The 20,296-nt window shown below is 54.3% G+C and carries 15 protein-coding genes; 7 read left to right on the forward strand and 8 right to left on the reverse strand.

Annotated features, from left to right (window positions below):
• The first annotated feature begins 1 nt into the window (after window position 1).
• Window positions 2–1,144, forward strand: coding sequence for an FAD-dependent oxidoreductase (locus GJJ30_RS01805; RefSeq protein ID WP_154172538.1), 1,143 nt, complete (start codon window positions 2–4; stop codon window positions 1,142–1,144).
• Here GJJ30_RS01805 and denD read toward each other — a convergent pair.
• Together denD and GJJ30_RS01815 are read right to left on the reverse strand one after the other, a co-directional pair.
• Window positions 1,141–2,097, reverse strand: a complete 957-nt coding sequence (gene denD / locus GJJ30_RS01810) for a D-erythronate dehydrogenase (RefSeq protein WP_154172540.1) — start codon at window positions 2,095–2,097, stop codon at window positions 1,141–1,143. The two genes, GJJ30_RS01805 and denD, sit on opposite strands and share 4 nt — an antisense overlap.
• Before the next feature lie 140 nt (window positions 2,098–2,237).
• Window positions 2,238–3,074 (reverse strand): glycosyltransferase family 2 protein, encoded by an 837-nt coding sequence (locus tag GJJ30_RS01815; RefSeq protein WP_154172542.1) that lies wholly within the window; start codon window positions 3,072–3,074, stop codon window positions 2,238–2,240.
• Window positions 3,075–3,330: 256 nt separating this feature from the next.
• On the opposite strand from GJJ30_RS01815, the gene GJJ30_RS01820 reads away from it, so the two are divergent.
• From GJJ30_RS01820 to GJJ30_RS01840, 5 genes are all read left to right on the forward strand, one after another.
• Window positions 3,331–4,320: a ribonucleotide-diphosphate reductase subunit beta gene (locus GJJ30_RS01820; protein ID WP_154172544.1), complete on the forward strand. Its 990-nt coding sequence runs from the start codon at window positions 3,331–3,333 to the stop codon at window positions 4,318–4,320.
• 165 nt (window positions 4,321–4,485) lie between these two features.
• Entirely contained in the window at window positions 4,486–6,498 is a 2,013-nt protein-coding gene (locus GJJ30_RS01825; protein WP_154172546.1) for a M13 family metallopeptidase, read from the forward strand.
• A 182-nt stretch (window positions 6,499–6,680) separates the two neighbouring features.
• On the forward strand, window positions 6,681–9,242 hold the full coding sequence (locus GJJ30_RS01830) for a DUF5686 and carboxypeptidase-like regulatory domain-containing protein (RefSeq protein ID WP_170299095.1): 2,562 nt from the start codon (window positions 6,681–6,683) through the stop codon (window positions 9,240–9,242).
• Between the two features lie 88 nt (window positions 9,243–9,330).
• Window positions 9,331–10,230 (forward strand): NmrA family NAD(P)-binding protein, encoded by a 900-nt coding sequence (locus tag GJJ30_RS01835; protein ID WP_154172551.1) that lies wholly within the window; start codon window positions 9,331–9,333, stop codon window positions 10,228–10,230.
• A 12-nt stretch (window positions 10,231–10,242) separates the two neighbouring features.
• Window positions 10,243–11,163 (forward strand): helix-turn-helix domain-containing protein, encoded by a 921-nt coding sequence (locus tag GJJ30_RS01840; protein ID WP_154172553.1) that lies wholly within the window; start codon window positions 10,243–10,245, stop codon window positions 11,161–11,163.
• Window positions 11,164–11,194: 31 nt separating this feature from the next.
• On the opposite strand, the gene GJJ30_RS01845 is transcribed toward GJJ30_RS01840, so the two are convergent.
• Genes GJJ30_RS01845 through GJJ30_RS01870 form a run of 6 tightly spaced genes read right to left on the reverse strand, consistent with a single transcriptional unit; the run spans window position 11,195 to window position 18,456 of the window.
• Window positions 11,195–14,077 carry a glycosyl hydrolase gene (locus GJJ30_RS01845; RefSeq protein WP_154172555.1) on the reverse strand — a complete coding sequence of 961 codons (2,883 nt, stop codon included), beginning with the start codon at window positions 14,075–14,077 and terminating at the stop codon, window positions 11,195–11,197.
• A gap of 34 nt (window positions 14,078–14,111) precedes the next feature.
• Window positions 14,112–15,785, reverse strand: coding sequence for a sensor histidine kinase (locus GJJ30_RS01850; protein ID WP_154172557.1), 1,674 nt, complete (start codon window positions 15,783–15,785; stop codon window positions 14,112–14,114).
• 5 nt (window positions 15,786–15,790) lie between these two features.
• Window positions 15,791–16,801, reverse strand: coding sequence for a SpoIIE family protein phosphatase (locus GJJ30_RS01855; protein ID WP_154172559.1), 1,011 nt, complete (start codon window positions 16,799–16,801; stop codon window positions 15,791–15,793).
• Window positions 16,794–17,207: an anti-sigma regulatory factor gene (locus tag GJJ30_RS01860; protein WP_154172561.1), complete on the reverse strand. Its 414-nt coding sequence runs from the start codon at window positions 17,205–17,207 to the stop codon at window positions 16,794–16,796. The genes GJJ30_RS01855 and GJJ30_RS01860 overlap by 8 nt, the downstream gene beginning before the upstream one ends.
• Window positions 17,188–17,562, reverse strand: coding sequence for an STAS domain-containing protein (locus GJJ30_RS01865; protein ID WP_438821587.1), 375 nt, complete (start codon window positions 17,560–17,562; stop codon window positions 17,188–17,190). The genes GJJ30_RS01860 and GJJ30_RS01865 overlap by 20 nt, the downstream gene beginning before the upstream one ends.
• A gap of 30 nt (window positions 17,563–17,592) precedes the next feature.
• Window positions 17,593–18,456, reverse strand: a complete 864-nt coding sequence (locus GJJ30_RS01870; RefSeq protein ID WP_154172565.1) for an STAS domain-containing protein — start codon at window positions 18,454–18,456, stop codon at window positions 17,593–17,595.
• 368 nt (window positions 18,457–18,824) lie between these two features.
• Here GJJ30_RS01870 and GJJ30_RS01875 point away from each other — a divergent pair, with 368 nt between their 5' ends.
• Entirely contained in the window at window positions 18,825–20,288 is a 1,464-nt protein-coding gene (locus GJJ30_RS01875; RefSeq protein ID WP_154172567.1) for a PhoX family protein, read from the forward strand.
• Window positions 20,289–20,296 lie beyond the last annotated feature (8 nt).

The raw sequence follows: 20,296 nt of genomic DNA on the forward strand, positions 1-20,296 counted from the left end.
CATGAATGCGATTAAAAAGAAGAAAATAGCGGTCGTGGGCGGTGGCCCCGGCGGATTGACGCTCGCCCGGTTGCTGCAACTGCGCGGGGCCGACGTAACGGTTTACGAACGGGATGCCCACAAGGACGCCCGGCCCAAAGGCGCAACCTTGGATTTGCACGAAGAATCGGGCTTGCTGGCGTTGCAGGAAGCCGGTTTGATAGCTGCGTTTCGGGCGAATTACCGACCCGGCGCTGACAAACTGCGGATTGTCGATAAAACCGCTACGATTGTTTTCGACGATCACGCCAACGCAACCGACGAAGCCACCCGGCCGGAAATTGATCGTGGGCCGTTGCAGACCATTCTCCTGGAGTCGCTACAGCCCGGCACGGTGGTTTGGGACAGTCAATTGATTGCTTTATCTCCACAAAATGACGCCTGGCAACTGGAATTTAAAAACCGCCCGTCGGTCGTTGCCGATCTGGTGATTGCGGCCGATGGCGCCAACTCGAAAATTCGCCCGTACATCACGTCCATCAAGCCATTTTATTCCGGTATTACGATCGTGGAAGGGGCGATTTATCAGTCGAAAACCGCCAGCCCCCGCGTGCACAAGCTCCTGAATGGCGGAAAAATCTTCGCGATGGGCGACGAAAAAAGCCTGATTGTCAGCTCAAAAGGCGACGAAAGTCTGGTTTTTTATACGGGCACAAAAACCGCTGAAAACTGGAGTCGGGAAAGCGGAATTGATTTTTCAAACAAAGCGCAGGTGCTGGCCTGGTTCAGAACCGAATTTGCGGATTGGGACGAAATCTGGCAGGAACTGTTCGAAAACGCAAGTACGGATTTTGTACCCCGCCCGCAGTATTGCATGCCGTTCGACCAGACCTGGGACGCTTTGCCGAACCTGACGATGCTGGGTGATGCTGCGCACCTGATGCCGCCGTACGCGGGCGAGGGCGTTAACATGGCGATGCTGGATGCGCTCGAACTCAGCCAGTGCCTGACCAGCGACGATTTTCCGGATGTTCAGTCGGCCATTGCCGCCTACGAAAACCGGATGCGGCTCCGGGCCAGCGAAACCGCCCGCCAGACGATGGAATCGACAGCGGCACTGCACGCGCCGGATGCGATTTCTTTCCTGCTCGCAGTGATCAGTTAGTCCGGTTTTGCCTCGTTCTGCGCGATGAACTGGGTGATGAATCCATCGAAAGGCCCGTCGACGTTGAACCCCAGTCCGAGCGCCCGGCTGTTGTCGATGGCGCCCGGCCAGCTGCTGACAATGGCATTGATGGCCGGATCGGGCCGGAATTCGACCCGCGCCCGCGTTTCTTTGCCCGCAATCCGTTCCAGCGAGTCGAGCATTTCCTGCACCGTTACGCCCACGGCGGGCATGTTGACGGTGCGCCATCCGCCGAAATCTGCGCCCGCCAGCGTCGCGCCTTTGAGAATATTTTCGATGATCGTATCCGGACTTGCCAACAAAACGGGCAGGTCGGGCGAGACGGGACAAACCGCTTTTTCGCCGTTGATCGGTTCGCGAATGATGCTGCTCAGAAACGAAGAGGCTGCCAGATTGGGTCGGCCGGGCCGAACGCAGATGGTTGGCAAGCGTAAAACCCGCCCATCGACAAAATTTTTCCGGCTGTAATCGTTGATGAGCAATTCGGCAATCGCTTTCTGGGTGCCGTACGACGACTGCGGAGTAACCACCGTTGCTTCATTGATGACGGGCGGCAGCTGACCGCCGTAAACCGCCATGCCGCTGGCAAACACAAACCGGATGCCCGGATGCTGATGGCGACACGCTTCCAGCAAATTCCGGGTCGTATCGAGGTTCACTTTCCAGCCCAGATCAAATTCTTTTTCGGCCTGACTGCTCACGACCGCGGCCAGATGAAAAACGAAACCGGTTTCGGGCTGGATCAGTTTTTGGGCCGCTCCTTCTTTCGACAGGTCCGCCTGAAGACAGCTTATCCGGTTGTCATTTCCCGGATTGTCCGGCAGTACAATATCGACCAGTACCAACTCATCGAAGGCCAGTGAGCTCTTCAAAAGTGCTTTCGCCAGCCGCTGGCCCAGAAAACCGGCTCCGCCCGTAATAATGATCTGCATAGATTTGTAGCGCTAATCGGGAAATACGGTAAAGAGCGGGAAGTCGGCGGTTTTTACTCGAACAGAAGGCTATTCATTTGTCCAAAAGTCAATCGCCCACCGGTTTTTGTTCGGGACAAGAACCGGAGCGGTTTCGGGCTTTAATTCGAACGGGAACGGTTTGATTCGGCCGCAACCCGGCCCGAGGTGTAGGTGTGCCGACTCCGCAACTCCCGTAGTTTCGCGTATTTCACCACCGGATACATCCCTGAAAACAGCGACCAGATAAAACCGGGGTAGCCGTTGAGGAAATTGCGCTTGATCAGGTATTCTTTGATGAACGTAATCGGAAACCGGAAAATCATCTGGGTGATGAACCCCCGTTTTCCCCGGGCCTGCAGGTCGTGCGCTCCGGCGGTGGTGTAGCGATTGAACTTCTCGAAATACTCGTGAATGCTCCCGTAACTGTCGTGCAGCATGTGGTTCGTCAGCTTGCCAACGGTGCCGTTCAGCACCACGTCTTCGTGCACCCGGGCGGTGTTGTAGTTGCCAAACCGCTTGTCGAAAAGCCGCAGGTGGGGCATTTTGTATTCACCCCCGTACCGCATCAGCCGCCCCAGAAAAACCAGCGAGATCGGCACCTCGAACCCCCGGAAGGAAAGTCGACCGGTTTCCACTTCCGTGAGCCGAAGCTGGATTTCCGCCCGGAGTTCATCGGTCATGATTTCATCGGCGTCGACCACCAGCACCCAGTGGTTGCGGGCCTGGTTCACGGCAAATCCTTTCTGCGAACCGAAACCGTCGAAATCGCGGTGGAGCGTGCGACAACCGAATTCCCGGGCTATCGAGAGGGTTTCGTCGGCGCTGCCCGAATCGACCACCACAATTTCGTCACACCAGGTTAACGCACTCAGCACGTCCGGCAAAATGCGGGCGGAGTTGAGCGTAATCATCACGGCACTGACGAAGGGCGGGCTGGGCACAGGCATTGAAGACATAAAAGACTCTTTAAATCGAGATGGCGGTACAAATGACTGTTTTTCAATGCAAAAATCAAATTTTAGCAGATTTCCAAGAAGTTATTATTTCGTTATTTCAACAACTGTTTGATAGCTATGTAGTTATTCCATAAGCGGTTGGCGATTTACTTTCACCACACATTTTTTCGATTGCATTCCTCCGGTAATCCGATAACTTTGTTAGCTCGCTTTTTAATTTTCTGCTCGTTACTCATACAAATAAGTCAATAAGCTCATGGCTCAACCTGAAGCAATCGAACCGATCTTACAAGATGATCCGCTCCGGTTCGTTCTTTTCCCTATCCGGCACCACGACATCTGGAAAATGTACAAACAGCACGAAGCGTCGTTCTGGACAGCGGAAGAAATTGACCTCTCGCTCGACCAGCGCGACTGGGAAAATATGAACGACGGAGAGCGGCATTTCATCTCCAACGTCCTGGCTTTTTTTGCGGCTTCCGACGGTATCGTCAACGAAAATCTGGCGGTCGGTTTTCTGTCGCAGGTGCAGTACGCGGAGGCCAAATGCTTCTACGGTTTTCAGATCATGATGGAAAACATCCACTCGGAAACCTATTCGCTGCTGATCGATACGTACATCAAAAATCCGGTCGAGAAAGATAAAATGCTCCGGGCGGTTGATACCATTCCGTGCGTGAAACGGAAAGCGGAGTGGGCCATGCGGTGGATAGAAAACGGCACGTTTGTAGAGCGTTTGCTGGCGTTCGCGGCTGTGGAAGGTATTTTCTTCTCCGGCTCATTCTGCTCGATTTTCTGGTTGAAAAAACGCGGTCTGATGCCCGGTCTGTCGTTCTCGAACGAGCTGATTTCGCGCGACGAAGGGCTGCACCGCGATTTTGCCTGCATGCTCTACACGGATCACATCAAGAACAAACTGCCGGAGTCGGAGGTGTACGCGATGATCAAAGATGCCGTCAGCATCGAGCAGGAATTCGTCAGCGAATCGCTGCCGGTTTCGCTCATCGGGATGAACGCCGATCTGATGAAGCAATACATCGAATTCGTGGCCGATCACCTGCTGGTTTCGCTTGGTTTGCAGAAGGTCTATAACTCCACCAATCCGTTCGATTTCATGGATATGATTTCGCTGCAGGGCAAAACCAACTTCTTCGAAAAACGCGTGGGTGAATACCAGAAAGCGGGCGTCATGTCGTCTACGAAAGAAAAAGAAGACCAGAAAATTACGTTCGACGCTGATTTTTAACCGGTTATATAATCCATTACCAAATGAGCCTGCCGGTTTTTCCGACAGGCTCATTTTTTTGGAAGGCGTTGGATTCCGTCAACCGGAATTGGCTCATTTACAATTTATCCCGATAGTTAGTACCTTAAAGGCCGAAAACCCGTCAATCTTTATCAAGTAACAACCATGAAAATAGTAGGGTATTGCGCGCTGGTTCTGTTACTGGCAGGAGCCTGTCAGCACGTTTCGGAAACCAGACGGGTTGTCATCACCGGAATTGATACGACCCGAAAACCGGGGGATGATTTTTTCACGTACGTCAACGGCATCTGGTCCGATACCGCCCGTATACCGGCCAGTCAAACCGGCGTCGGTTCATATTCTTTTCTGAATTACCCGCAGCGCATTCGGTTGCAGGGCATTCTGGACAGCCTTTCTGCCAGCCAGAATCCGGCCGGAAGCATCGAACAAAAGGTGGGCGACTTTTACGCGTCCGGCATGGACACCGTCGCGATCAACAAACGCGGGTACGAACCCATCAAACCGGTGCTCGCCCGCATCGATGCTTTGACCGATGTGCCTTCGCTGCTGAAGCTGGTGGCCGAAGAACAGAAAACCGGCGATGGTTCGCTGATCGGTTTTTCGGTTGGCCCCGACGACAAACAGAGTACGATCAACATTGCGCAGTTTTACCAAACCGGAATCGGTTTGCCTGAAAGAGACTATTACTTCAAAACCGATTCCTCGACGCTTGCGATTCAAAACGCGTATAAAAAATACCTCAGCCGCTTATTTGAGCTGACCGGGACGGATGCCACGACGGCGGAGAAAAATGCAGCTACTGCCTACGCCATTGAAAAACAGCTGGCCACCGCCCACCGGACGAATGTGGAGCTCCGGGATGTCAAGGCGAATTACAACAAGCTGGCGGTGGCGGTTCTGGCCAGAAAACACCCAACTCTCGGTTGGTCGAGCCTGTTAAACAACCTGGGCGTCAGGGCGGATTCCGTCAACGTCGGACAACCGGCGTATTACGACCAGTTGAATAAGCTGTTGAAATCGGTTTCCCTCAACGATTGGAAAGTGTATTTAAAAGCCCACGCGCTGACTAACTACGCGAATTTCCTGAGCCAGCCATTTGGCGATGCGGCTTTTGCGTACACGAAAATTCTGACCGGTCAGGCGGTGAAGAAACCGCGGGGCGAGGAAATGACGCAGGCGGTTGATAACTCGCTGGGCGAGGCCCTGGCTCAGGTGTACGTAAAAAAATATTTTCCGGAAACCGCCAGGAAACGAATGGCGGTTTTGGTCGACAACCTCAAGAAAGCTTTTGAAGCCCGCATCAGCCGTCTGAATTGGATGAGTGATTCCACCAAGGCCAAAGCGAAAGAAAAGCTACATGCGTTCACGGAAAAAATCGGTTATCCCGATAAATGGCGGGATTATTCGAAAGTGGACGTCAAACGCGATGCTTATTTTGAAAACCGCCTGTCGGCCACAAAAAACGAATACCTCTACAACCTGGCGAAAGTCGGGCAGCGGGTCGACCGAACGGAATGGCTGACGACTCCGCCCACGGTAACGGCGTACAACAATCCTCCGCTCAACGAAATCGTGTTTCCGGCGGGCATCCTGCAATCGCCCTATTTCGATGTGTACGCCGATGATGCGCTGAACTACGGCGGCATCGGCATGGTGATCGGCCACGAAATAACGCACTCCTTCGACGATCAGGGCGCCCAGTACGACAAAGTGGGCAACGTCAAAAACTGGTGGAACAAAGCGGATTTTGCCAAATTCAAAGCGAAAACCCAGCAGGTCATCGATCAGTACAATTCGTTTACCGTTCTGGATTCCGTTCACGTCAAAGGTGCTTTGACCGTGGGGGAAAATACCGCCGATCTGGCCGGGGTTGCCATCGCGTACGATGCCTTTAAACTGACGGAACAGGGCAAAGACACCACGAAACTGGACGGTTTTACGCCTGATCAGCGTTTCTTTATCTCGGTAGCCCGCATCTGGCGCGTCAAAACCCGGGATGAATATTTGCGCATGTACGTCAACACGAACCCGCACTCCCCGGCCAAGTGGCGGGTGAACGGCCCGTTGATGAACTTCACGCCGTTTTACAAAGCATTTCATGTGCAGCCGGGCGATAAAATGTATAAACCCGAAAACGAACGGATAACGGTTTGGTAAGGGTGGGGATCGCTTATTTCCCCCACTTTTACCAAACCGTACCCCTGCCGATTGATCCCGTTTAAATACCAATTCAACCGGCGAAACTTACCGTTCAGTCAAACCATCCTGCTTGCGCGTAGGGGTAAAGACCTCCTGCGCGGTCAATGCTGTACCTACCAACAGTAAACAACAAGCAGGAAATGCATTCACGTTTTAATTCCCTCGTTCCCGGCTTCAGCCGGTTTTTTACGCTTACTCAGCTGATTCTTTCGGGATTGCTTCTGACGGGCCGTCCAACAACCGGCCAACCGGTTTCCGGTGCTCAAACGCTTTCGGGCCGCATCACCGAAACGCCGTCCGGAGTCGCCGTTCCTTTTGCTTCGGTCGCGGTGAAAGGCAAAGCCATTGGCACCGTGGCCGATGAAAATGGCCGGTTTACCCTAACGCTGACCCAGCGGGCCGACTCGCTGCTGGTTTCGGCGATGGGTTACCAGCCAACCACCATAGCAATCAACCCCGCACAAACTCTTGAAATTGTGCTAAAACCGGCGGCAACGCAGTTGAATGAAGTCGTGATTCGGGCGGGCGAAAATCCGGCCTATCCAATCCTCCGCAACGTCCATGCACATCGGTTTAAGAATGATTTCCGGCAGACCGGGGCGTATGAATACCAGGCTTACAGCCAGCTTTCCATCAGCATCAGCCAGATGGCCGAACAGTTCCGCCAGCGAAAACCGGTGCAGGCCATTCTGCGGGCCATCGAGCAGAAACAAGGCGGAAAACCGTCGGCTAACGTGCCCATCTTTTTCTCGGAAACCGTTTCGCAGCTCTACGCCCGGCGCCAGCCGGAACGCCAGAAGGAGCAAATTCTGAAAACCAACATCAGCAGCGCCGGTTTGACCGACGACAGTTTCATTGCGCTCTTTACGGGGGCCGGTTTTAACACGCTCAATTTTTACCAGAACACCGTCAGTCTGTTCAAAAAAGAGTTTGTGTCGCCCCTGGCCGGGCACGGACGAACGGCCTACACCTATTTTCTGGCCGATACCGCGCTGGTCGGACTGCATCCCTGCTACGTCATCGACTTTGATCCCAAAAACGAGCGTGATCTGGTATTTAAAGGAAAAATATGGATCGACACGCTCAGCTATGCCCTCGTACAGATAGAAGCGCAGGTGGGCGCGGCCGCCAATGTCAATTTCATCAAAGCGATTGCCATTCAGCAGACGTACGAAACCGCCAGCGACACCTCAACTGTCTGGTTTCCGGAAGTTACCCGCCTGACAATTCAGGCGAGCGAAATCGTCCGGAACACGTTCGGCGCCACGGTAGAATACCTCACCACGGTTCGCCAGCCACGGCTGGGAAATCCCCGACCCACCGATTTTTTTGACAGCGAGGTGCAGCTGGCCGAGGATGCCAAAGCGGCTTCGGCGGAATACTGGCAGGCCCAACGGCAGAGCGTACCCGAAACCGCAGCCAGCGAGGAGACGCGCGCGCTGCTGGACACGGTGCGAAACCTGCCGGTTTTCAAATTCGTCCGGCGGTCGGGCCAGTTTGTGCTCAACGGCGGCTATGCACCACTCACCAAAGGCGTCGATATCGGATCGGTTTTTTCGCTCTGGGCCTATAACCGGATCGAAGGACACCGCCTGCGGCTGGGACTACAGACCAACAATGACTTCAGCCGCAACTGGCAACTGTCGGCGTACGGGGCCTACGGAACCCGCGATCAGGTCTGGAAGATGGGCGGAGAAATCAATTTCGTACCCACCCGCCACCCGCTGACCCTGATTACGTTAAAGAGCAGCTACGACCTGGAACAACTCGGTTTTCGGACGGAGGATCTGGCCGACAATCCGTTTCTGCGGACCACCAGCCGGTTTAGTCAATACCGACACGCGTACTACCAGAACGAAACGAGTTTGTCCGTTCAACGCGATTGGAGCGCCGATTTCATCCAGACCGCCGGTATTCGCTACCGTCACATCGACCCGCTTTTCCCTTTTGCTTTCCGCCCATCTCTTCAGGATACGCAGCAAACGGCGCTCAGTTCCAGCTTCTGGGGCACTGAAGCCTTTCTGGAACTGCGGTATGTCCCGGGCCGGATTCCCAGCCGTCGGGTTACAAAACGCCGGATTCAGCGCCGGGCCACCGAAACCGCTCCAATCATCAGCCTCCGCTACACCTACGGCACGGCCGCTTTCGACGGTGGTTCGTTCGGCGGGTACCACAAATGGCAGTTTCAGCTGGATCATACGCTGCGGTGGGGGTTGTTCGGGCGGACGCAGTTCACCGTTCAGGCCGGTTTTACGCCCTCCACCCTGCCCTATCCGCTGTTGCAGGTCCACGTCGGCAACCAGTCGCCGTTTTACAACCGCAACGCGTTTAACCTCATGAATTACGCCGAGTTTGTCAGTGACCGGTACGCATCGGTTTCGCTGGAACACAAATTCGAGGGTTTGCTCACCAACCGGGTGCCGCTGATCCGGCGGCTGGGCTGGCGCAGCTTCGTCAATTCTCGGGTGTTATGGGGGAGTTTAAGCCCGGAAAACCGCAACCTGATGGCCACGCACGATGCCTCCGGCCGGGCGCTGGCCCCGATTTATTCGCTCCAGCGTGATCCGTACGTGGAGGTCGGCTACGGTTTCGAGAATATTTTCAAACTGGTTCGCGTGGAAGGGATTCACCGGCTGACCTACCGGCAACATCCGAATGTGACGCCGTTTGCCGTTAAGGTATCGTTCCAGTTGGGTCTGTAAATCCGTATATATTGACACGAGAAGCATAGATTTTGTTACGTCTCCGGCTGGGTAATTGGCGACTTTTGTACCTGTAAAAAGCAATCGTATGAAAATCATTGTCACAGGTTCATTAGGACACATTAGTAAACCGCTCACCGAAGAGCTGGTACAAAAAGGACACGACGTAACGGTCATCAGCAGCAATCCGGAGAAACGGGATGCGATTCAGGCCATGGGCGCGACGGCGGCAATTGGCTCCGTTAAAGATGCCGGTTTTCTGGCCGGGGCGTTTAAAGGGGCCGATGCGGTCTACACGATGGTGCCACCGGTAAGTTACTTTGATCCCAATCTGGACCCGATTCCTTATTTCCGGGCAATCGGCACCAATTACGCGGAAGCCATTCGCCAAACCGGCGTAAAACGGGTGGTGAATTTAAGCAGTTGGGGCGCCCATCTGGATCACGGGAACGGCGGAATTGCGGGCGCTCACCACCTGGAACAGATCCTGAACGAACTTCCCGACGAGGTAAGCCTGACGCACCTTCGCCCGACTTCGTTTTACTACAATCTTTTTAGTTTTATCCCGGCCATCAAAACCGCCGGGATCATGGCGGCCAATTACGGTGGGGAAGACCGCACTGTCCTGGTAGCGCCGTCGGATATTGCCGCGGTCGTGGCCGAAGAACTGGAAACCCCGGCCGTGGGGCGCTCCGTGCGGTATGTGGCCAGCGACGAGCTGACCTGTAACGAAGTAGCCCGGATTTTAGGCGAAGCCATCGGCCAGCCGGATTTGCAGTGGATCGTGGTCCCGGCCGAACAGGTGCTGAGCCGCCTGGAAACCGCTGGCATGCCCCCGCGCATGGCCCGAAGTCTGGTGGAATTGCAGGCCGGACATCACAGCGGCCTCATTGCGGAAGATTATTACCAAAACCGGCCGGCCGTGTTGGGCAAGGTGAAAACAACGGAATTTGCCCGGGAATTTGCGGCCGCATTTCATCAGAAATAAGGATATTGCAGGATGATAAACCAGCCGCCCCATCACATCCGCACCATCAGCGAGTTCCACCAGTTCCGGCAATTGCCCGGACCGGCGCATCCGCTGGTTAGCGTGGTCCAGTTTGAGCAGATGCGCGAAATGGCCCCCAATCGCCCCCGGAGTTGGGTGCTGGATTTTTACGCCATTGCGCTGAAACGGAACTTTGGTGCCAAATTAAAGTACGGCCAGCAGGTCTACGATTTCGACGAGGGCATCATGACCTTCATGGCACCGGGCCAGAAAATCGGCATCGAAGCGGGGTCGGATGAGCCGCTGGAGCATTCGGGATGGTTACTGATTTTTCATCCCGACTTCCTGTGGCACACCCCGCTCGCGACAACGATCAGGCAGTACGAGTTCTTCGATTACGCGGTGAATGAAGCCCTGTTTCTTTCCGAACCGGAAGAAACCATCATTACCGGTATCATGCAGAACATCCGCCAGGAATACCACACCCACATCGACCGGTTTACCCAAAACATCATTATTGGGCAGCTGGAGGTACTGCTGAACTACGCCCAGCGGTTTTATCAGCGTCAATTTACAACCCGTAAAATCAGCTCCCACGACATTCTGACCCGGCTCGAAGACCTGCTGACGGACCGGTTTAAAAGCGACGCAGTGGCCAAAAATGGGCTACCAACGGTTTTGGACATTGCCGAAGCCCTGAACGTTTCGCCCAATTACCTGAGCGGTTTGCTGAAAACCCTGACGGGAAAAAGCACGCAGCAGCACCTGCACGATCGGATCATTGCGAAAGCCAAGGAAAAACTTTCCGGCACGAATTTATCGGTGAGCGAAATTGCGTATGAACTCGGTTTTGATTACCCGCAGACGTTCAGTAAACTGTTTAAAGCCAACACCCAGTTGTCGCCGGTTGAATTTCGCCAGTCCTTTAATTGAGAAAACCGACGAAAACCGGTTGCGCCCGAACTCACGGTTCCTGAGCTACCTGAAGCCGCACCGGACCTAACAGACCCGACTTTTCCAGTTTCCAGTCGGGCCGGACCGTCACATTTGTCCGGGTCAGTTGTTGTTCTTTGGATTTGTCGCGGTCGCCGATGAGTCGGTTTCGCCAGCTATTGATCACCTCGATTTCCAACTGATTCCCCTGAGCTTTCACCGCATTGCCCAGCGCGACCCGGAATGGCGGGGCCCAGACGATGCCGAGGTCGTTCCCGTTCAGCCGAACCCGGGCCACGCCCACGTCCTGAATCGCGCCCAAGTCCAGGTACAGGGGCTGGCTCCCATTGGCGGGGAGGTCAAACGTTTTCCGGTAAGTAGCTTTGCCCGAATAAAAATGAATTCCCGCTTCGGGCCGGTCCGTCCAGCTGATCAGCGTATCAAACGTGACGGCTGCCGAACGTCCTGCCATTAGTTTCGGACTGACCCAGGCGGAGTCAAATTCCACCTGCCAGGCACCTGTCAGCGTTTGTACGGGCCGGTAAACCGGTGAATTCTGAGTCGCCGTGCCCTGTTGCGTCGGCGGTATGGTTTTCCGAAACACGACGAACACGGAGCCATACGGGTCGAGAGTCAGCGGCACGGTGGTTTGATCCTTCGTTTGCTGGAAAGCGGCTGCCGGTTTTACTTCACCCGTAACGGGATTCCAAAGTTCGGGCTGGCGTCCTGCGGTGCGGAACGTCGCCCTGAATTGAGCCGCGTTGGGGTTCTGGTTACTGATAAAATAGATATCGTTCCCGTTCAGCGTTTTATGAAAATAATCAACCGAATCACGGCTGAACAGCGCGTCCGGTTTCACCCCATCGGCCAGTAATACCTCGCGGGCGGTTTTGCCCCAGATGATGCGGCCGGTACCGGTTTTATGCTCCCCGGATGCCGTCGCGGCCTGCCCCCAAAGACCGTCCGCAATCGCCTTCCGTTCCGATTCACTCGCCGGATAACCGACCAGACTGGCGGTCGAAACCGGCTTGGGACCAATCACCGTGCCGCCCGCTTTCACGAGTTCGGCCACTTTTCGCAGGGCTTTCAGCGATAAGATCCGATGATCGGGCAGTACCAAAACCCGGTAAGACAATCCGTGGGGCAGCGCGATCCGGCCATTTTTCACGCTCAGACTCAGTAACCGGTCTTCATTGATGACGTCATAGTCGAAATCGGGTAAGGCGTGGGCGGGGTCGTCGGCCTTCTGCCGGGCGATATTCGGAACGTGATCGCCGTAGTAATACAAAACATCCGACACGGATTGGCCCTGCTGCAGAATGTACTGGCAGCGCGTCAGGTACTGAATAAAGCCGCCGGAAAGATCCCACCAGGTAACGTTAGGATTGAAATGCGTACCGGCAAAATACTCCTGGCCGGGCAAGCCCATTTCTTTCGGGGAGCAGGTGAAGGTATGCAGGTAAACCAGATTCAGACCCGCGCAAAATTCGTGATCGGCGCTGGACTTCATCGCCGACCAGATGACATCGTTCCAGTGGGGGCCGATGGTTGTAAAGGATTCGGCACCCACCAGCGGTTTGTTATAAATATGGGCCGCACTGGCCGCCTGTTTGACAAAAAACCGGTTGACCGGCGTGGGCCGGTGGGGTGAGGGCGACCAGAATTCGCTCATCATGATCTCACTGTACCCGTAATTCTTGAGTCCGTCGAACGGTCCGGCGTGCGGCCCCGCCGATTCGGGTTGCAAACCGATGCCATACGGCCGCGATCGCCGGGCAAAAACCGCATAGTGGTTTTCGGCTACGCAGTCGCTGATCGTTTTACGCAGATCCGCCAAAAACCGGTTACTCATTTCGCGGTCTCCGATAATTTTTCCGGCCACCACTGGCAGAAACGGAACGATGTCATACCCGCGTCGTTTCCGGAACTCCTGGGCAAACTGCTCGGTCCAGTTGCAGCCCCCCGCTTCCCAGCTATCGGTTTGCAGGTATTTCAGGGTCTTGCCCGCCAGCGGGCCGATCAGCTTCAACATCGGCTCGACGTGCGTATCCCAGTACCGGTTGAAGGTTCGGGCGTTGAGCGGATCGAGCACGGCGCCCTGCCATTTTCCGCTGGACGTCGAAACCTCAGCCCCGGTGGGTGTGTAGCCAAACCGCATAATGGTCCATTCACCGGCGGGAACCTGCCAGTCGAGCCTGCCCTGCGGACTCAATTTAGCGGTCAGATTCTGAACGGTTTTCGGTGAAGCGTCCGCTTCGCCGGGCGTTGCGGTCGTATCGGTGAGCAGGAAGCGCGTATCGGGTGCGGAGCCGCCTAACTCAATCGTACCGGCTTTGGCCGCCAGATTTTTGATGGGCGGATGCGTGTGAGCGGGCTTGGGAAACGCCAGCACGGCCACCTCGCGGTAGTAGTCGTCCTTCGTCGCCGGTTGCGGCAATTCCTGCTGGAAGTGCATTGGCCCTTTTACGGTTATTTCCGACCAGGTCAGTTTCTTGGCGGCTTCGGCGGGGGTAATATCCGGACCGCCCAGATTCCAGCCACTTTGGATGCTCATGCTGAGCACCAGACCGAGTCGGTCGGCTTCCCGAACGGCATGGAGGTATAATTCGCGCCAGGCCGGGGAGCTAAACAACGGTCCTTCGGGAACCTGGCTATTGCCCCGCTGTTCGGCACCGCCCGCGTCGAAAATACAGGCCCCGCTGAACCCTTTGGCTTTCATCGCTTCCAGATCGCGGGTAATGGCGGCTTTGGTCACGTTACCGTTCAGCCACCACCACCAGCAGCGAATGCCGTAGGTAGCGGGAGGAGCCGCAAATGTCGTTTCGGAAAGGTTTCGGGGAGAAGGGGCCGGTTGGGCCACCAATGTCGATTGGAACCAGATCAGGAGAACCCAGGAAGCGAGTAATTTTCCCATAGAAAAAGTATGCGACGGTCAAAAAAAAGGTTCGTTACCGTTCAACAGGTAAGTAGATCACAAACGTGCTACCCTGATTCGGTTCGCTGCGTACTGTGAGATAACCCTGGTGATTGTCCGCAACTTTTTTACAGATCGCCAGGCCCATTCCCGTGCCCTCGTACTGACTGTGCCCGTGTAAACGCTGGAATAACCGGAAAATGCGATCTTCAAATTTCTGTTCAAAACCAATCCCGTTGTCCGCAACCGAGATAGAAACGTAAGAAGATGAGCCAGTTCGGGGCACAAAAGCGGGCAGTTCCCCGGCAGTTAGTACCGAACCCGCCACCTGGATCACCGGTTGTTGGCCGGATTTGGAAAATTTCAGGGCATTCGACAGCAGGTTCTGAAAGAGCTGCCGTAATTGCAATGGATCGCCCTGAATCGCAGGCAGTTCGGCGGCAACGATCGTGGCCTTTTTCTCCTGAATGCTGGTTTCAAGATCAATGAGGATTTCCGAAAGCAACTGGTTCAGGTTCAGTAATTCAAAAGGCTGTTGCTTGGTTGTCAACCGGGAGTACGAGAGCAGATCCTTGACCAGTACTTTCATCCGGTTGGCAGCCGTCTGCATCCGATTGATCAAATCCGTACCGGTATGGTCCAGTTGAGGGGCGTACTGGTTGACAAGAATTTCACCGAACGCCTGGATCTTCCGCAGGGGCTCCTGCAAGTCGTGCGATGCGACGTAGGCAAACTGGCTTAACTCCGCATTGCTGCGGTTCAATTCACTAACCGTCGCCTGGAGGTCGCGCTCCGACTGTTCCAGCTTTGTTTTGGCCTGCGCCAGTTCTTCCTTTTCCTGGATCGTTTGCCCCACAATTTTCTGGGCATGAATATTCACGACAAAACCGGACCAGGCGGTTACTTTTACCGGTTCGTTTTTGACCGGTACGGCCGAAAACAGGTGCCATTCGTAAGCCTGTTTGGTCTGTTCTTTCAGCCGACATTCGTAGAGGAACGGAAGGCTGTTATCGGCCTTTCGGACCCATTCCTTCCAGAAATCCGTAAAATCGTCGGGATGCATGACCTTCGCCCATCTGGTCTGGTTCAGGGACTGAATGGAAAATCCCGTGAAATCGGTCACCCAGGCGTTGGCGTACAGGAGCTGACCCGCCTGATTGGCGGTAAAAATCATCAGCGGCAGCGAATCGGTTACGCGTTTATAATGCTGCTCACTGTCGTGCAGTCGCCCGGCCAGTTCCTGCAACTGATCGTTTTTCCGCTTGATTTCATCATAGGTTGATAACGGCTGATCGACCACGAATTGCGACCGCCAGTTCGCAAACCGGTCCGTGCTGATTTTACGGGAACTGGGCAAACCGCAGTACAACGTAATCCGGCTGCCGACGTCGGTCGTGGCAATTTCCAGTTTCTCGACCAGCCGCTGAGCGTATAACAAACCCTGGTTGAGCGGATTGGCCACCGGCAGATGCTCATCTTCCACCGTGACCACCAGGTACTGTTTTTTCGGAGAAATTAACGCACTGAGCGTGAGTTGCGGCCGGGTCCCCAACTCAATGGCATACCGGGCCACTTCCGACACCGCCGTGGCAAATGTCGTTTGGGCCGCTAAGGACAAACCCGCCAGTTCTGCCAGTTTCATGGTCCGTTTATGGGCCAGAATCAGGTCCATCTCGTTGTCGAGTGATACTTTAGCAAGGTCCTCCATTGATTTTATAAACGCCCGATAAATAAAGAGATGTCATCCGTTTGCCGGTTATAATCTTTATACAAGGCAGCGGCCAAAATTGTTAGATCATACCGTTGGATGGATGGATATTTAGAATGATCCCAGCGGGACTGCACTCCATCCGAACACATGACCAGCAGTTGCCCCCGCTCGACGGATAACGTGTGGTTGTTCATCGTACCGGGCACGTTCATGCCAATAATCCCGTTGTAAGACAGGATGTTTTTTGTGGTCATTGGACCGATGAGCCGGGTCGAGATGTTGCCCACGCCACACCAGCTCCATTGCTGACTCGCTACCTCATAAACCGCTACGGACCCAACCAGCCCCCGGGTTTTGTTGACCGACTGGTGGATAAACCGGATGATATCGACGGGCCGGTGGTGCGGACAGGTGCGAAAGGCCTTAATCGCTTCCTGAACCGCGCGGTGAGCCTCGGGGCCGTGGCCCAGCCCGTCGCCCAGCAACAGTTTGATGTAGTCCGGGGTCCGCTTGACGTAACAGCCGTCTCCGCAGAACGTTTCACCCGATTTGGGTACCAGCAGGGAGCGAAATTCGATACCGCCAGCCGGTTGCAGGTCACTCGCGGGGTTTTCAAAGACCCGGGCCAGGAGGATAGTTCCCCAACCTTTGATGGAGTACAGCTGGAACTGGTCGGCCAACCGTTTGATGGACCCCAGACCGGTTCCCATCGTGCCGGTCGTCGACATGCCATCCTGCATCATTCGGGCCGGATCGGCAATGCCCGGCCCGCTGTCGATGCTGATCAATTCCAGCCCGGCGCTACTGGCGGTTTTAAAGTGCCGGACCAGCATCTCACCCCCTCCGCCGTGTTTGACCAGATTTGAGGTCATTTCGGCAACAATCAGATCAATCTCACTTAAACGTTGGGGACGAAATCCCACCTGACTGGCAATTTGGCTGATTCCTTTTTTGGTGAGTGCCAGATAACTCCGATCGGTAGCCTGAAATCGCACATGCGGGGAGTTATCCATTTTTCCATTTTAAAATCATGACGGTGGTCCCCTGACCAACGGTACTTTTGAGGTCAAATTCATTGACCAACCGCTTCGCACCCGGCAGTCCCAGACCCAGGCTTTTGCCGGTGGAATAGCCGTCCTGCATCGCCAGATCGAGGTTTGCAATACCCGGTCCCTTGTCCGCAAAGGTGAGCCGAACACCGGATTCGCGCCCCTTACTGACGATTTCAATCAGCACTTCGCCCCCACCGGCGTAGCGAAACATGTTACGAACCAGTTCGCTGGCTGCGGTGATGAGCTTCGTCTGATTGACGATTCCCATGCCGATTTTAACTGCTGCTTCTTTAACGCGGTTTCGAAACGGAACCAGGTCCTGTTCCCGCGTAATGGACATGGAGTCCTTACTCAATGTCATCAGCATCGTCGTCGGCCATTTCGTAGTCCAGATCAAGCTTGGTTTGCAACAGGGCCATTCCTCGTTCAACGTCGAGGGCCGTATGCACGCCTTTTAATGATAAACCAAGCTCGATCAGCGTAATGGCGACGGCTGGCTGCATACCGACAACAACGGTTTCGGCATCCAGCACACGGGTCATACTAGCGATGTTACCCAGAATCCGACCCATAAATGAGTCGACGATTGATACGGCCGAGATGTCGATGAGGACACCCCGGGCGCCGGTTTGGTGGACCTTCTGGACCAGATCAGCTTCCAGGTTCAGGGCCAGACGGTCGTAGAGATCAATTTGAATGGTGACCAGTAAAAATGGTCCCATCCGAAGGATAGGTATTTTATCCATATTTCATTAAAAAGTCTTCTTCTCGACCTCCAACCGCCTGACAACCATGCGGTTCATGGCAAACGCGTGTTTAAGCGCACTGGCTAATGAAGCCTTGGTAACGATGTTCGACAAATCGATTCCCAGGTGAACAACGGTCTGGGCAATTTCGGGGCGAATACCGCTAATGATGCATTCGGCTCCCATTAACCGGGTGGCGCTGACGGTTTTGATCAGGTGCTGGGCGACCAGCGAATCGACGGCAGGAACCCCGGAAATATCCAGAATGGCGATGCTGCTGCCGGTATCCACAATTTTCTGAAGCAGGCTTTCCATCACGACCTGCGTCCGCGAACTATCGAGCGTCCCGATGATGGGCAGGGCCAGAATGCCTTCCCAGATTTGAATCACCGGAGTCGATATGTCGCTGATTTCCTCGGTTTGCCGCAGAATGACCTCCTCACGGCCCTTGATAAACGTTTCAAACGTGACCACCCCTAAACTGTCGAGCAGCCGGTTTATTTTCAGAACGGCCGTCAACAGCTCACCGGTATCTTTTATTTCCTGCTGGAGCAGTTCCAGAATAGCTTCTTTCAGGCTGAAAATGTACAAACCGGTTTCGCGGGGCGTAAAACCCTGCTGAGCGCGGGCAAGGGAAATACCGGAAAGGATCTCAAAAACCTCGTCGAATTGATTGGATTCGACCTGATCAATGTTCTCCTCCGTTATATTTTTAGTCAGTGCCCCGATTAAATCTTCGGATTGCCCCCGCAGCTCATCGTTCGTCATTAAATCGTCCCGAAGGTTCTCACTGGCTAATTGTTTCTGAATCCATAAATCAAGCAGCCGTGCTTTGTTTGATTTGAGAAGTTGGGAGACACTACTGGCCATGAACGCTAAATTTGAAGGTGAAATTTGTCAGGTACAATATTAACAGAATATTTTAATATGCTTCTTATGTTACCAAAGTAGGCTACTCTGAAAACCGGACTCGCCGGCCCGGCCTCTGCAACCGGAATCCTCGAAAACCCATCCGCAAAGGCAAATCCCTGACGGAAACGAAGCAAAATTCAGCGTCCATACGTTGCGGTTTAACCGGCATTTCCGATCAAATTTCTGCCATACTCTTTTCAAACTTTAATGTTATGTTAATTCTTCCGGCACCGACTTCTTCGAGCCTTTATCTACAGGTAATCCCCGAGTAACAGGCAAGCGGGTTCTTTGTGATTCAATAACCTATTTCACTTAGCATCTGATTCATGAAAATTTCTCCACGCTGGTTTTCCACCAAAGCTTCGGCGCTGGTGGCATTGGCCCTGTACGGCTGCACCCTCCAGGATCACGTTCAACAGCCTTCGGAGGTTGCCCTCAAAAGTCACTCGGTAACCCCGACATTGGTTAAAAAACTGCCCGGTTTTGAAAATCTGGACGTGTTTGCCCTGCTCAGTTCGGATGACAAACTGGACCAGTCACCGAATTACGTCTTTGGCGGATCGGCCGACGGTGCCGGTTTGCTCAAAAATAACGACAATACCTTCACCTTTCTGGTCAACAACGAAGACAATTTTGCCGTGTCCCGGCTGACGTTCGACAAAACCTTCAAACCGGTTAAAGGGGAATACCTGCTCAATTCAGACGGGGCGCAGTGGCGGCTTTGTTCGGCCACCATGGCCACCCCCGAGGAACACGGTTTTGGTCCTTTGTTTCTGACCTGCGGTGAAAGTGGCGAAGAATCCCGTATCCACGCCCTGAATCCGTACGGTGATCCGGCTTCGGCGGGCGTTACCAAAGAAAAACCGGCTCTGGGTCGTCAGAGCGCCGAGAATGCCGTGCCGCTGCCCAAAACCGCCTTCCCGGGCAAAACCGTCATCATCATTGGCGACGATGACAGCGCTGTTTACGGCGGTCAGATTCTGGTGTACATTAGCAACACGGTGGGCGATCTCGACAACGGCAGCTATTACATCATGCGCCGGAAAGACCTGAACCAGAAGGAGATGAACATGAAAGTCGGTGAATTTCACGACGTAGAGTTCATCAAAATCGAGAATCAGGCGACCTTGACGGGGTTGCAGATCAACCAGAAAGTTGACGAACTGAAAGCCATCCGTTTTGGCCGGGTTGAAGACGTCGACTACCGGAAAGGCAGTGCAGCGAATGGCCGGGAAGTTTATTTTACCGTAACGGGACAAAACAATACCGGAGTCAACGCCGATTATTCCCGTTCGAAATACGGCCGTATTTACCGCCTGAAACTGGATGCCAGCGATCCGACCAAGGGTAAACTCGAAGTCGTGATCGACGGCGACGACCGCAACGGAATGGCCAAAACCTTTCAGGACCCGGACAACATTCTGGTTACTGAAAACTACGCTTACATTCAGGAAGACCCCAACGGATACGGTGACGAAACGCACGACGCCTACGTCTACCAGTATAACCTGAATACCGGCGCGCTGAAAGCGGTTTTCGAGCTTGATCACCGCCGGAATCAGCCCGATGCCGCCAAATACAACGTGGGTGGCGTGTCGAAATTCGGCGATTGGGAAAGCAGCGGAATCATCGACATTTCCGACATCATCGGCGTTCCCAACACCTTTGTTTTCGGGGTTCAGGCGCACACCTGGACGGACGACAAATACAAAGGCGTCGATGGTGGTTCGAAACGGACCAGCGAGAAGCAGGCCAGCCAACTGGTTATCGTGAAAGGTCTTCCCCGTTAATTTTTTCA

Source organism: Larkinella terrae, assembly GCF_009668025.1.
Lineage (GTDB): Bacteria > Bacteroidota > Bacteroidia > Cytophagales > Spirosomataceae > Larkinella > Larkinella terrae.

Bases quoted from the DNA above. Each gene is read 5' to 3' on its own strand.
- GJJ30_RS01805 (WP_154172538.1), top strand. From the start codon at position 2: ATGAATGCGATTAAAAAGAAGAAAATAGCGGTCGTGGGCGGTGGCCCC.
- denD (WP_154172540.1), bottom strand. From the start codon at position 2,097: ATGCAGATCATTATTACGGGCGGAGCCGGTTTTCTGGGCCAGCGGCTG.
- GJJ30_RS01815 (WP_154172542.1), bottom strand. From the start codon at position 3,074: ATGTCTTCAATGCCTGTGCCCAGCCCGCCCTTCGTCAGTGCCGTGATG.
- GJJ30_RS01820 (WP_154172544.1), top strand. From the start codon at position 3,331: ATGGCTCAACCTGAAGCAATCGAACCGATCTTACAAGATGATCCGCTC.
- GJJ30_RS01825 (WP_154172546.1), top strand. From the start codon at position 4,486: ATGAAAATAGTAGGGTATTGCGCGCTGGTTCTGTTACTGGCAGGAGCC.
- GJJ30_RS01830 (WP_170299095.1), top strand. From the start codon at position 6,681: ATGCATTCACGTTTTAATTCCCTCGTTCCCGGCTTCAGCCGGTTTTTT.
- GJJ30_RS01835 (WP_154172551.1), top strand. From the start codon at position 9,331: ATGAAAATCATTGTCACAGGTTCATTAGGACACATTAGTAAACCGCTC.
- GJJ30_RS01840 (WP_154172553.1), top strand. From the start codon at position 10,243: ATGATAAACCAGCCGCCCCATCACATCCGCACCATCAGCGAGTTCCAC.
- GJJ30_RS01845 (WP_154172555.1), bottom strand. From the start codon at position 14,077: ATGGGAAAATTACTCGCTTCCTGGGTTCTCCTGATCTGGTTCCAATCG.
- GJJ30_RS01850 (WP_154172557.1), bottom strand. From the start codon at position 15,785: ATGGAGGACCTTGCTAAAGTATCACTCGACAACGAGATGGACCTGATT.
- GJJ30_RS01855 (WP_154172559.1), bottom strand. From the start codon at position 16,801: ATGGATAACTCCCCGCATGTGCGATTTCAGGCTACCGATCGGAGTTAT.
- GJJ30_RS01860 (WP_154172561.1), bottom strand. From the start codon at position 17,207: ATGCTGATGACATTGAGTAAGGACTCCATGTCCATTACGCGGGAACAG.
- GJJ30_RS01865 (WP_438821587.1), bottom strand. From the start codon at position 17,562: ATGGGACCATTTTTACTGGTCACCATTCAAATTGATCTCTACGACCGT.
- GJJ30_RS01870 (WP_154172565.1), bottom strand. From the start codon at position 18,456: ATGGCCAGTAGTGTCTCCCAACTTCTCAAATCAAACAAAGCACGGCTG.
- GJJ30_RS01875 (WP_154172567.1), top strand. From the start codon at position 18,825: ATGAAAATTTCTCCACGCTGGTTTTCCACCAAAGCTTCGGCGCTGGTG.